The organism is Streptomyces sp. NPDC030809, from assembly GCF_055572195.1.
On sequence record NZ_JBVIDV010000022.1, the window covers coordinates 120,350 to 132,382 of the forward strand.

12 protein-coding genes are annotated in these 12,033 nt (G+C 73.9%); 9 read left to right on the forward strand and 3 right to left on the reverse strand.

The features are described 5' to 3' along the window. Positions 1-77 precede the first annotated feature (77 nt). Both ACZ407_RS26820 and ACZ407_RS26825 read left to right on the forward strand, forming a co-directional pair. Positions 78-920, forward strand: coding sequence for a GNAT family N-acetyltransferase (locus ACZ407_RS26820; protein ID WP_468132601.1), 843 nt, complete (start codon positions 78-80; stop codon positions 918-920). A 95-nt stretch (positions 921-1,015) separates the two neighbouring features. After that, positions 1,016-1,594: a GNAT family N-acetyltransferase gene (locus ACZ407_RS26825; RefSeq protein ID WP_468132525.1), complete on the forward strand. Its 579-nt coding sequence runs from the start codon at positions 1,016-1,018 to the stop codon at positions 1,592-1,594. On the opposite strand, the gene ACZ407_RS26830 is transcribed toward ACZ407_RS26825, so the two are convergent. The 3 genes from ACZ407_RS26830 to ACZ407_RS26840 form a co-directional block, all read right to left on the reverse strand. After that, positions 1,551-2,435: a slipin family protein gene (locus ACZ407_RS26830; protein ID WP_468132527.1), complete on the reverse strand. Its 885-nt coding sequence runs from the start codon at positions 2,433-2,435 to the stop codon at positions 1,551-1,553. The genes ACZ407_RS26825 and ACZ407_RS26830 overlap by 44 nt on opposite strands. A 75-nt stretch (positions 2,436-2,510) precedes the next feature. After that, on the reverse strand, positions 2,511-3,413 hold the full coding sequence (locus ACZ407_RS26835) for an aminoglycoside phosphotransferase family protein (RefSeq protein WP_468132529.1): 903 nt from the start codon (positions 3,411-3,413) through the stop codon (positions 2,511-2,513). Positions 3,414-3,439: 26 nt separating this feature from the next. Further along, entirely contained in the window at positions 3,440-3,856 is a 417-nt protein-coding gene (locus ACZ407_RS26840; protein ID WP_468132603.1) for a ferritin-like domain-containing protein, read from the reverse strand. A 773-nt stretch (positions 3,857-4,629) separates the two neighbouring features. Here ACZ407_RS26840 and rimP point away from each other — a divergent pair. From rimP to truB, 7 genes are all read left to right on the forward strand, one after another. Next, entirely contained in the window at positions 4,630-5,130 is a 501-nt protein-coding gene (gene rimP / locus ACZ407_RS26845; RefSeq protein ID WP_468132531.1) for a ribosome maturation factor RimP, read from the forward strand. A 2-nt stretch (positions 5,131-5,132) separates the two neighbouring features. Continuing rightward, positions 5,133-6,125, forward strand: coding sequence for a transcription termination factor NusA (gene nusA / locus ACZ407_RS26850; RefSeq protein WP_468132533.1), 993 nt, complete (start codon positions 5,133-5,135; stop codon positions 6,123-6,125). A 200-nt stretch (positions 6,126-6,325) separates the two neighbouring features. Continuing rightward, a complete protein-coding gene (locus ACZ407_RS26855) occupies positions 6,326-6,601 on the forward strand; it encodes a YlxR family protein (protein ID WP_468132535.1) in 276 nt (91 codons plus the stop codon). 147 nt (positions 6,602-6,748) lie between these two features. Continuing rightward, positions 6,749-9,823 (forward strand): translation initiation factor IF-2, encoded by a 3,075-nt coding sequence (gene infB / locus ACZ407_RS26860; RefSeq protein ID WP_468132537.1) that lies wholly within the window; start codon positions 6,749-6,751, stop codon positions 9,821-9,823. Positions 9,824-9,973: 150 nt separating this feature from the next. Continuing rightward, on the forward strand, positions 9,974-10,267 hold the full coding sequence (locus ACZ407_RS26865; protein WP_468132539.1) for a DUF503 domain-containing protein: 294 nt from the start codon (positions 9,974-9,976) through the stop codon (positions 10,265-10,267). Positions 10,268-10,293: 26 nt separating this feature from the next. Then, positions 10,294-10,734 (forward strand): 30S ribosome-binding factor RbfA, encoded by a 441-nt coding sequence (gene rbfA / locus ACZ407_RS26870; RefSeq protein WP_468132541.1) that lies wholly within the window; start codon positions 10,294-10,296, stop codon positions 10,732-10,734. Then, on the forward strand, positions 10,731-11,636 hold the full coding sequence (truB, locus tag ACZ407_RS26875; protein ID WP_468132543.1) for a tRNA pseudouridine(55) synthase TruB: 906 nt from the start codon (positions 10,731-10,733) through the stop codon (positions 11,634-11,636). The genes rbfA and truB overlap by 4 nt, the downstream gene beginning before the upstream one ends. Positions 11,637-12,033: the final 397 nt, after the last annotated feature.

Sequence of the window (12,033 nt, forward strand, 5' to 3'; positions counted from 1 at the left end):
GGGCGGGGCGGCGCTCCGGCGTGTCGCCGGGTACAGTGCGGAGATCAGCAGACTTGCATGGTGAGGCCCCGACAGTGTTGACGCAGACCACCACCCGGGTCCTCGAGCCCAGCGATCTCGACGCCGCGCTCGAGGTGCTGGACCGCGATCCCGTCGCGAACGCCTTCGTCACCTCGCGGGTCCAGGTGGCCGGGCTCGACCCGTGGCGCCTGGGCGGCGAGATGTGGGGCTGGTACGCGAACGGCGAGCTGCTCTCGCTCTGCTACGCCGGGGCCAACCTGGTCCCCGTCTGCGCCACCCCCGAGGCCGTACGCGCCTTCGCCGACCGGGCCCGGCGCACCGGCCGCCGCTGCTCCTCCATCGTCGGGCCCGCCGAAGCCACGGCCCGGCTGTGGCGGCTCCTGGAGCCCAGCTGGGGCCCGGCCCGCGAGGTCCGCGGCTGCCAGCCGCTGATGGTCACCGAGGAGTCCTCCGCCGAGGTGGCCCCCGACCCGCTGGTCCGCCGGGTCCGCAAGAACGAGATGGACCTGATCATGCCCGCCTGCGTGGCCATGTTCACGGAGGAGGTCGGCGTCTCCCCGCTCGCCGGCGACGGCGGGCTGCTCTACCAGGCGCGGGTGGCGGAACTCGTCGGCACCGGCCGCTCCTTCGCCCGCTTCGAGGACGGCAAGGTGGTCTTCAAGGCCGAGATCGGCGCCGCCACCGCCCGGGCCTGCCAGATCCAGGGGGTCTGGGTGGACCCCGAGTTCCGCGGCCGGGGCCACTCCGAGACCGGCATGGCGGCCGTCGTCGACTACGCGCTGCGCGACGTGGCCCCGGTGGTCAGCCTCTACGTCAACGACTACAACACCGCCGCCCGCGCCGCGTACCGCCGCGTCGGCTTCCGCGAGGTCGGCGCCTTCATGAGCGTGCTCTTCTGAGCTCCGTGCGCCGCCCCTCCCGGCGCTCCCGCCGCGCCCGGCCGGGCCCGCACTTTCCGATACCGGCGCCGCAACCGGCGAAGTAAGGTCACGGCATGCCGCATGCACCCGGGGGCACCCCCCGCCTCCCCGCCGGAGTCGCGATCGGGCCGCTGGACCTGGCCGCGCGGGTCGACGAGGCCCTCGAAGTCCAGGCCCTGGCCTTCGGCCTGACGGAGGACGAGATCGCCATCCGCCGGTACATCGTGCAGCGCCACATGACCTGCCCCGGCGCCCGCGCGCTCGGGGCCCACGCCGAGGACGGGGCCCTCGTCGGGTTCGTCTACGGCATGCCCAACGACCGGTCCCACTGGTGGTCCGGCGTGGTCGAGCCGTACCTGCGCGCCTGCGGGCACGAGGACTGGCTCGACGACTCCTTCGTGATCACCGAACTGCACGTGCACCCCGGCTTCCAGGGCCGCGGGGTGGGCCGCGCGCTGATCACCCGGATCACGGACGGGTCCGGCCGGCCCCGCTCGATCCTCTCCGCCATCGACATCGAGAGCCCGGCCCGCGGGCTCTACCGCTCGCTCGGCTACACCGACCTTGCCCGCCGGGTGCACTTCCCGAGCGCCGCCCAGCCGTACGCCGTCATGGGCGCTCCGCTGCCGCTGCGCCGCCGTCCGCAGGACTGATCCCCGGTCCGGCGTCCGCAGCGGGGGCCGTGGGCGGGGGCGCCGCGGGCCGCGCCGCGGTCGGATCCGGCTGCCCCTGCTGCTGGGCCGCCCGCTCCAGGAAGCGCAGCAGCTCCACCGGGAACGGCAGCACCAGCGTGGAGTTCTTCTCCGCCGCCACCGCCACCACCGTCTGCAGCAGCCGCAGCTGGAGCGCCGCGGGCTGGTCGGACATCACCGCGGCCGCCTCGGCCAGCTTCCGCGAGGCCTGGAGCTCCGCGTCCGCGTTGATCACCCGGGCCCGCCGCTCCCGGTCCGCCTCCGCCTGCCGTGCCATCGAGCGCTTCATGGTCTCCGGCAGGGACACGTCCTTGATCTCCACCCGGTCGATCTGCACCCCCCAGCCCACGGCCGGGCTGTCGATCATGAGCTCCAGGCCCTGGTTGAGCTTCTCCCGGTTGGAGAGCAGGTCGTCCAGGTCGCTCTTGCCGATGATCGACCGCAGCGAGGTCTGGGCCATCTGGGAGACCGCGAAGCGGTAGTCCTCCACCTCGATGATCGCGTTCGCCGGGTCGATGACCTTGAAGTACACGACCGCGTCCACCCGCACCGTCACGTTGTCCCGGGTGATGCCCTCCTGCGCCGGCACCGGCAGGGTCACGATCTGCATGTTCACCTTGCGCAGCCGGTCCACGCCCGGCACCACCATCGTGAACCCCGGGGGCCGGACCCCCTCCCGCAGCCGGCCGAAGCGGAAGACCACGCCCCGCTCGTACTGCTTCACCACCCGGGCGGCCGCTCCGACATACACCGCGATGCCGGTGGCCCCGGCCACCGCCGCTGTCAGCAGTTCCTCGACCATGACGGCCCCCTGCCAGGCGTGCCTACCTCCACGGTATGCCCGCCGGGCCGCGGCGGCCCGCGGCACCCGGGGCGCCTACAGCCAGGCCGCGAACTCCAGCAGCAGTTCGGCCTCGCGCCGGCGCCCGGCGGCCACCGCGCGCAGCCCCGACTCCACGGCCCGGTACAGGGTCCAGCCCCGCAGCCGCACCGGGTCCACGTCCAGGGACTCGGCCAGCCGGCCCACCCGGCGCCGCACCCCGGCGGCCCCCGTCGTGGCCGCGACCTGGTCGTCCAGCCGGTCGCGCACCAGTCGCGCCAGGTCGTACGCCCGCTCGCCCACCAGCGGGTCCGGGCCCACCGCCAGCCACGGCGCCCGCTCGCCCGCCAGCACCTTCCCCTGCCGGAAGGCGCCGTGCAGCAGCAGTTCCTCGCCGGACCCGGCCACCAGCTCCTCCCGGGCCGCCAGCGCCGCCGAGGCCAGCGGCCGCAGCGCCTCCGGAGCCTGCCGCAGCCGCTCCGCCTCCCGGCCGGTGCGCTCGGCCACCGTCTCGAACGGGTGCGCCTGCGGGGGCCGCACCCACAGCCGGCGGATCGTGCCCGAGGCCTCCAGCAGCGCCTTCGCCTCGGGCAGCGAGCGCAGCGAGACCTCCGGCTGGAGCCGCTCCAGCAGCAGCGCCCCGTCCCGGTGGCGGGTGTCGAGGACCCGTACGGCGCCGAAGCCCGCCCAGTGCGCCAGCGCGGCCAGCTCCCGGTCCGGGGCGGCGCAGGGCGGGGCGAGCTTGAGGGTGGCGGGCGTGCCGTCGGCGTACCGGACCAGCACCACCAGGCTGCTGCGGCCCCCGGGGGCCTGGACCCGCTGGGCCGTCAGCGCGCGCCGCTCCAGCGCCTGCTCGGTCAGGGCGGGCAGGGCGGCCAGCCACTCGGCGGTGCGCTCTCCAGGGGCCCCGGGCATCTCGCCGAGCGCCCGTACAAGCCGCTCCGGCGGTTCGAAAGCCATGCGTGCAAGGTCCCTTTCAGCTTTTCTCAGCTTTTGTCGGCTCGTTCCGATCGTTCCGCGAGCCCAGGGAAGGCTACGCCGACACCGCGCCAGCGTGCCGACCGCACGGCCGCCTCGCGCATCGCGTCGGAGGCGGAGCGGCGCAGCGGGCCCTGCGCGGCCCGCACCAGATCGGAGTACACCCCGGCGATCCGGTCCTCGATCCCGGCGGCCAGCGCGGTCGCGTCCGCGGGCGTGCGCACCGGCGCGGGCAGGGCGTACGCCGCCTCCGCGGGCCGGGGCGCACCGCCCAGGGAGCGCACCGCACGGGTGAGGGAGTCGCGCCGGGAAAGGTGCGCGGCGTACGCCTGCCGGGCTTCGGGGCGGCGGTCCTCGGCGGTGCGGGCGCCCACCACCCCGTAGCCGTAGACGGCCGCGTGCTCGGCGGCCAGGGCCGCCTGCACGGCGGGGAGGGCGGCGCCGCCCTCCGCGGCGGCCGGGGCGGACTCGGGGGCGGGGGCCGGGGCCGGCTCGGCCCGTCCGCCGAGGAGGTAGGCGTGGACGGCTCCGGCGGCGGCGACCGAGGCCAGCAGCCGGGCCAGCTCCCCGGGCGCCCCGGCGAGGGCGGCGCCGCGGGCCGCGGACAGGCTGCGCTCGGCGTCGGCGAGGGCCCCGAGGGCGGCCTGCGGGGAGGCCGGGACCGGGGGAGCGGCGGCCGGGGTGCCGGCCGGCGCGGACGCTCCGGAGGCGGCTGCCGCGGAGGCCCCGGACGCCGCCGGGGCGGCGGACGGGGTCCGGGCACCGGCCGGGGCCAGCGCGCGGGCGTGGGCGGCCACCGCGGCCCGCAGCGGGGCGAGCCGGCCCGCCAGGGAGGGGTGGGCCGCGGCGGCGGCCTCGTACCGGGCCAGCAGTCCCCGGCTGTCGCGGACGGCCGCCTCCCGCAGCCGCAGTTCGAGGGACCGGGCCCGCTGCTCCGCCCGGGTGGTCCCGCCGTCGTCCGTACAGCCGGTCAGCAGCGCGGCCGCCGCACCGGCGGCGGTACCGGCGAGCAGGCTTCTCCGGGAAGGCAGGGTGAGCGGCACGTGGGGTCCTCGTGGTGACGGGCGGCAGGCAGGTGATCACCGTACCCGGGGGCGCCGCCCCCGGGGCGGACGGCAACACCCCCCGGGACCGGATACCCTTTGACCTGACACGCGACGGAAACCACAACAGCACACGCGGCCGAGGAGTCACCCGGATGAGCACCACCCAGAGCGACAGGCTGCGCGGACTGCTGGAACCGCTTGTCGCCGCGAAGCACCTGGACCTCGAGGACATCGAGGTGTCCCGGGCGGGGAAGCGGCGGATGCTCCGGATCATCGTGGACTCCGACGAGGGCCTGGATCTGGACCTGTGTGCCGAGCTGAGCCGTGAGATCTCCGACCTGCTCGACGAAACCGACGCGATGGGCGAGGGCGAGTACAACCTCGAAGTCAGCTCCCCGGGCGCGGACCGCCCGCTGACCGAGCACCGCCACTACGTACGGGCCGAAGGCCGCCTCGTGAAGTTCCAGCTGGCCGAGGGCGGCGAGCTGATCGCCCGCATCCTCGGCGTGGACGACGAGGGCCTCGACCTGGAGGTCCCGGGCGTGAAGGGCCGCAAGGCCACCGCCCGCCGCATCGCCTTCACGGACGTCGCCAAGGCGCGTGTCGAGATCGAGTTCAACCGCAAGAACGACACGAAGGAAGAGGAGGCGTAGCCGTGGACATCGACATGAGCGCCCTGCGGGGTCTGGTCCGGGAGAAGGAGATCTCCTTCGACCTGCTGGTCGAGGCGATCGAGTCGGCCCTCCTCATCGCCTACCACCGCACCGAGGGAAGCCGCCGCCGCGCACGCGTCGAGCTGGACCGCACCAACGGCCACGTGACCGTGTGGGCGAAGGAGGACCCGCAGGACCTGGAGGAGGGGCAGGAGGCCAAGGAGTTCGACGACACCCCGTCGGGCTTCGGCCGGATCGCCGCCACCACCGCCAAGCAGGTCATCCTGCAGCGCCTGCGCGACGCCGAGGACGACCTGACGTTCGGCGAGTTCGCCGGCCGTGAGGGCGATGTCATCGCCGGCGTGGTCCAGCAGGGCAAGGACCCGAAGAACGTGCTGGTGGACATCGGCAAGCTGGAGGCCATCCTGCCGGTGCAGGAGCAGGTCCCCGGTGAGGAGTACACCCACGGCCTGCGCCTGCGCACGTACGTGGTCCGGGTGGCGAAGGGCGTCCGCGGTCCGTCCGTGACCCTGTCGCGCACCCACCCCAACCTGGTGAAGAAGCTCTTCGCCCTGGAGGTCCCGGAGATCGCCGACGGCAGCGTCGAGATCGCCGCGATCGCCCGCGAGGCCGGCCACCGCACCAAGATCGCGGTGCGGTCCACCCGTTCGGGCCTGAACCCGAAGGGCGCCTGCATCGGCCCGATGGGCGGCCGCGTGCGCAACGTCATGGCCGAGCTGCACGGCGAGAAGATCGACATCGTCGACTGGTCGGACGACCCGGCGGAGATGGTGGCCAACGCCCTGTCACCCGCCCGGGTGAGCAAGGTCGAGATCGTCGACATGGCCCAGCGCTCCGCGCGGGTGACCGTGCCCGACTACCAGCTGTCGCTGGCGATCGGCAAGGAGGGCCAGAACGCCCGCCTCGCCGCCCGCCTCACCGGCTGGCGCATCGACATCCGGCCGGACACCGAGCCGGGCGAGGGCCAGGCCTGAGGCCCGGGGCGGACCGCCCCGCAAGCCCGGAAGCAGACCGGTTCCGGCCCGGCAGCGGCAGCCCGCCGCCCGGGCCGGAGCCGGGTCCGGGAATAAACCGGTACCCGTCGGAGGTTCCCGCCGGGTACACAAGAAGAGACGACATCCGTTCGATTTCTCGCCCGAAGGGGTGAGGTCGGTGCGGGGAGGTAGACTTAAGCGTGTCTGGCCGGACGCAAGCCCGCGCATGCCCTGAACGCACCTGTGTGGGGTGCCGGAAGCGAGCGGCCAAGAGCGACCTGCTGCGGATCGTGGCGATCGAGGACGAGTGTGTCCCGGATCATCGCGGTACGCTGCCCGGCCGGGGTGCGTACGTACACCCCGCCGAGGTCTGCCTCGACCTGGCGGTCCGCCGCCGGGCGTTCACCCGGGCCCTCAGGAGCCCGGGAGCGCTCGACACCGCGGAACTGCGCAAGGCCGTCGAGGCGACACCGTAAGAAGAAGTACGGCACGGAACACCGTGCGGTCAGGTACCTCGCGAGTTGGAAGTAGGTCGAGATTGCGATGAGCACTCGATGAGTACGCGATGAGTACGCCCATGAAGTAGCGACGGTCCGGCGTAACCCGGACCTAAAAGGAGCGAAGTGGCTAAGGTCCGGGTATACGAACTCGCCAAGGAGTTCGGGGTTGAGAGCAAGGTCGTCATGGCCAAGCTCCAAGAACTCGGTGAATTTGTCCGTTCGGCGTCCTCGACGATCGAGGCGCCGGTTGTACGCAAGTTGACTGACGCACTGCAGGGGCCCGGCACCGCCGGCAAGTCCGCTGCAAAGCCCGGCGCGCCCCGCAAGGCCGCGCCCGCCAAGCCCGCGGCGCCCTCCCCGGCCGCCGCGGCACGTCCCGCTGCCCCGAAGCCCGGCGCCCCGGCCCCCAAGCCGGCCGCTGCCGAGGCCCCCGCAGCCGCCCCGGTGACCCCGGCCGCCCCCGGCCCGCGTCCCGGCCCGAAGGCTCCGGCCCCGAAGCCCGCCCCGGCGGCTCCGGCTCCGGCCGCGCCCCAGTTCACCGCGCCCCCGGCGGCCCCCGCGGCCCCGCGTCCGGCCGGTGCCACCCCGGGTCCGCGTCCCGCGGCTCCCGGCCAGCCCGGTGCCCGTCCCGGCGCTCCGCGTCCGGCCGGCGGTGCGACCCCCGGCGCCCAGGCCCCCCGTCCGGGTGGCGCCCAGGCTCCGCGTCCCGGTGCCCGTCCCGCGGGCCCGCGTCCGGGCAACAACCCCTTCACGTCCGGCGGCTCCACCGGCATGGCGCGCCCGCAGGCGCCCCGTCCCGGCGGCGCGCCGCGCCCCGGCGCCCCCGGCGCCGGCCAGGGCGGTCCGCGTCCGCAGGGCGCCGGCCAGGGCGGTCCCCGTCCGCAGGGTCCCGGCCAGGGCGGTCCCCGTCCCTCGCCGGCCGGCATGCCGCGTCCGCAGGGCGGTGCCCCGCGTCCCGGCGGTGCCCCCGGCGGCAACCGTCCGAACCCCGGCATGATGCCGCAGCGTCCGGCTGCCGGCCCCCGCCCCGGCGGTGGCCCCGGTGGCGGCGGCCGCGGTCCCGCGGGTGCCGGCCGTCCCGGCGGTGCCGGTCGTCCCGGCGGCGGCTTCGCCGGCCGTCCGGCCGGTCCGGGCGCCCGTCCCGGCGGCGGTGGCGGCTTCGGCGGCCCGCGTCCCGGCGGCGGCGGCTTCGGCGGCGGTCCGGCGGGTGCCGGCGGCGGTGGCCGTCCCGGCTTCGGCGGCCGTCCCGGCGGCCCGGGTGCCCGTGGCGGCACGCAGGGTGCCTTCGGCCGTCCCGGCGGTCCGGCCCGTCGCGGCCGCAAGTCGAAGCGTCAGAGGCGCCAGGAGTACGAGGCCATGCAGGCCCCGTCCGTGGGCGGCGTGATGCTGCCCCGCGGCAACGGCGAGACCGTTCGCCTGTCGCGCGGTGCGTCCCTCACCGACTTCGCGGAGAAGATCAACGCCAACCCGGCGTCGCTGGTCGCGGTCATGATGAACCTCGGCGAGATGGTCACTGCCACGCAGTCCGTCTCCGACGAGACCCTCCAGCTCCTCGCGGGCGAGATGAACTACGAAGTTCAGATCGTCAGCCCGGAGGAGGAGGACCGCGAGCTGCTCGAGTCCTTCGACATCGAGTTCGGCGAGGACGAGGGCGGCGAGGAGTTCCTCGTGCCGCGTCCGCCGGTCGTGACCGTCATGGGTCACGTCGACCACGGAAAGACCCGACTCCTCGACGCGATCCGCAAGACCAACGTGGTCGCGGGCGAGGCCGGCGGCATCACCCAGCACATCGGTGCCTACCAGGTCTCCACCCAGGTCAACGACGAAGAGCGCCGCATCACCTTCATCGACACCCCGGGTCACGAGGCGTTCACCGCCATGCGTGCCCGCGGTGCCAAGTCGACCGACATCGCGATCCTCGTGGTGGCGGCCAACGACGGTGTCATGCCGCAGACGATCGAGGCCCTGAACCACGCCAAGGCGGCCGACGTGCCGATCGTGGTCGCGGTCAACAAGATCGACGTCGAGGGCGCCGACCCGGTCAAGGTGCGCGGTCAGCTGACCGAGTACGGCCTGGTGGCCGAGGAGTACGGCGGCGACACCATGTTCGTCGACATCTCCGCCAAGCAGGGTCTGCACATCGACTCCCTGCTGGAGGCCGTGGTCCTCACCGCCGACGCCTCGCTCGACCTGCGGGCCAACCCGGAGCAGGACGCGCAGGGTATTGCGATCGAGTCCCACCTCGACCGCGGCCGCGGTGCCGTCTCCACCGTCCTGGTGCAGCGCGGTACCCTCCGCATCGGCGACACGATGGTCGTCGGCGACGCGTACGGCCGCGTCCGCGCGATGCTCGACGACAAGGGCAACAACGTCGAGGAAGCGGGTCCGTCGACCCCCGTCCTGGTCCTGGGTCTCACCAACGTCCCCGGCGCCGGCGACAACTTCCTCGTCGTGGACGAGGACCGCACGGCCCGCCAGATCGCCGAGAAGCGCGCGGCGCGCGAGCGCAACGCCAACTTCGCCAAGCGCACCCGCCGGGTGTCCCTCGAGGACCTCGACAAGGTGCTCAAGGCCGGTCTGGTCCAGGAACTCAACCTCATCATCAAGGGCGACGCGTCCGGTGCGGTCGAGGCCCTGGAGTCGTCCCTGCTCCAGCTGGACGTCGGCGAAGAGGTCGACATCCGCGTCCTGCACCGCGGTGTCGGTGCGGTCACGGAGTCGGACATCGACCTGGCCATGGGCTCCGACGCCATCGTCATCGGCTACAACGTCCGTGCGGCCGGCCGTGCCGCGCAGATGGCGGAGCGCGAGGGCGTCGACGTCCGGTACTACTCGGTGATCTACCAGGCCATCGAGGAGATCGAGGCGGCCCTCAAGGGCATGCTCAAGCCGGAGTACGAAGAGGTCGAGCTCGGCACGGCGGAGATCCGCGAGGTCTTCCGCTCGTCCAAGCTGGGCAACATCGCCGGTGTCCTGGTCCGGTCGGGCGAGGTCAAGCGCAACACCAAGGCGCGCCTGCTCCGCGACGGCAAGGTCGTCGCCGAGAACCTCACCATCTCCGGTCTGCGCCGCTTCAAGGACGACGTCACCGAGATCCGCGAAGGCTTCGAGGGCGGTATCAACCTCGGAAACTTCAACGACATCAAGATCGACGACGTCATCGCGACGTACGAGATGCGCGAGAAGCCGCGCGGCTGACGCGTGGCGGTTCGTACCGTGTCGTGACCGGGGCCGGTCGGCGGAATTTCCGTCGATCGGCCCCGGCCGTTGCGTGTACGGTTCTGGTGTCCCTGCCACGCGCTGGCTGGCAGGCCACCGAACCCGAACCGGCGGGACATCCGGAACTGCATGTACGTGGGGACTCTGTCCTTCGATCTGCTCCTCGGCGACGTCCATTCGTTGAAGGAGAAACGCTCCGTCGTGCGGCCCATCGTCGCCGAGCTCCAGCGCAAGTTCTCTGTGAGCGCGGCCGAGGTGGGCGACCAGGACCTCCATCGCAGGACCCGGCTGGGGGTCGCGCTGGTCTCGGGGGACGCCGGGTTTGTATCGGACGTGCTGGACCGCTGCGAGCGGCTGGTCGCGGCGCGTCCGGAAGTGGAACTGCTGTCGGTGCGACGGCGGCTCCACGGTGATGAAGACTGAATGCAAGGAAAGAAGGAGACGGACCAGTGGCCGACAACGCGCGGGCGAAGAAGCTGGCGGACCTCATCCGGGAGGTGGTCGCCCAGAAGCTGCAGCGCGGTATCAAGGACCCGCGTCTCGGCTCCCACGTGACGATCACGGACACCCGCGTCACCGGCGACCTGCGGGAGGCCACGGTCTTCTACACGGTCTACGGCGACGACGAGGAGCGGGCGGCCGCGGCCAAGGGCCTGGAGAGCGCCAAGGGCATGCTGCGCTCGGCGGTCGGCCAGGCGGCGGGCATCAAGTTCACGCCCACCCTGACCTTCGTCGCGGACGCCCTCCCGGAGACCGCGAAGACCATCGAGGACCTCCTCGACCAGGCGCGCGCCTCCGACGCCCAGGTGCGGCAGGCCTCCTCGGGCGCCACGTACGCCGGCGAAGCCGACCCGTACAAGAAGCCGGGCGAGGACGACACCGCAGAATGAGCACCGACAGGACGAAGACTCCGGACGGCCTTGTCATCGTCGACAAGCCGTCCGGCTTCACTTCGCACGACGTGGTGGCCAAGATGCGCGGGATCGCCAAGACCCGCCGCGTCGGCCACGCGGGCACCCTCGACCCCATGGCCACGGGCGTGCTCGTGCTCGGCGTCGAGAAGGCCACCAAGCTCCTCGGCCACCTCGCGCTGACCGAGAAGGAGTACCTCGGCACGATCCGGCTCGGCCAGAACACGCTGACCGACGACGCCGAGGGCGAGATCACCTCGTCCGCCGACGCCTCCGGGATCACCCGCGAGGCCGTGGACGCGGGGATCGCGAAGCTGACCGGCGAGATCATGCAGGTCCCGTCCAAGGTCAGCGCCATCAAGATCGACGGCGTGCGCTCGTACAAGCGGGCGCGGGACGGCGAGGACTTCGAGATCCCGGCGCGGCCGGTCACGATCTCCTCGTTCCACGTCTACGACATGCGCGAGGCCGAGGCCGAGGACGGCACCAAGGTCGTCGACCTCGTGGTCTCCGTGGTCTGCTCCAGCGGCACCTACATCCGGGCCATCGCGCGCGACCTCGGCGCGGACCTGGGCGTGGGCGGCCACCTGACGGCGCTGCGGCGCACCCGGGTGGGCCCGTACAAGCTGGACAAGGCCCGCACCCTGGACCAGCTCCAGGAGGAGCTGACCGTCATGCCGATCGGCGAGGCGGCCGCCGCGGCCTACCCGCGCTGGGACCTCGACGAGAAGCGGGCCCGGCTGCTCGGGAACGGGGTGCGGCTGGAGATGCCGGACGAGTACACCTCCGGGCCGGTCGCGGTCTTCGGTCCCGGCGGGCGGCTGCTGGCCCTGGTCGAGAGCAAGGGCGGCAAGGCGAAGTCGCTCGCGGTGTTCGTCTGACGGGTCCACCGTCTGACGGGCCTTTCGCCGGCGGGCCTTTCGTCGGCGGGGCTTCGCCGACAGGGTCTTCGTCGGCAGGGCTGCCGGACAGGGCCTTCGCTGCCACGGCCTCCGTGACCGGCGACACGGGTTTCCCGGCCGGCGAGCCCGTCCGGCGGGTCCCGGCGGTCCGGGTGCCCGTCTTCGGGACCGGTCCGCCGCCCGTCCGCAGGTTCCGTGTCCGCCCGGGACCGGCCGCCCGTTCGCGGGCCGCCGGGGCCCGGGCGGTCGCGTGTCCGGGCTGCCGTGGGGGGGGGGGGGGGGAAACCCCCCCCCCCCCCCCCCCCCCCCCCCCCCCCCCCCCCCCCCCCCCCCCCCCCCCCCCCCCCCCCCCCCCCCCCCCCCCCCCCCCCCTACG

Excerpts from the sequence above, each read along its gene's own strand:
- ACZ407_RS26825 (WP_468132525.1), top strand. The coding sequence starts at position 1,016 with ATGCCGCATGCACCCGGGGGCACCCCCCGCCTCCCCGCCGGAGTCGCG.
- ACZ407_RS26830 (WP_468132527.1), bottom strand. The coding sequence starts at position 2,435 with ATGGTCGAGGAACTGCTGACAGCGGCGGTGGCCGGGGCCACCGGCATC.
- ACZ407_RS26835 (WP_468132529.1), bottom strand. The coding sequence starts at position 3,413 with ATGGCTTTCGAACCGCCGGAGCGGCTTGTACGGGCGCTCGGCGAGATG.
- rimP (WP_468132531.1), top strand. The coding sequence starts at position 4,630 with ATGAGCACCACCCAGAGCGACAGGCTGCGCGGACTGCTGGAACCGCTT.
- ACZ407_RS26865 (WP_468132539.1), top strand. The coding sequence starts at position 9,974 with ATGTACGTGGGGACTCTGTCCTTCGATCTGCTCCTCGGCGACGTCCAT.
- truB (WP_468132543.1), top strand. The coding sequence starts at position 10,731 with ATGAGCACCGACAGGACGAAGACTCCGGACGGCCTTGTCATCGTCGAC.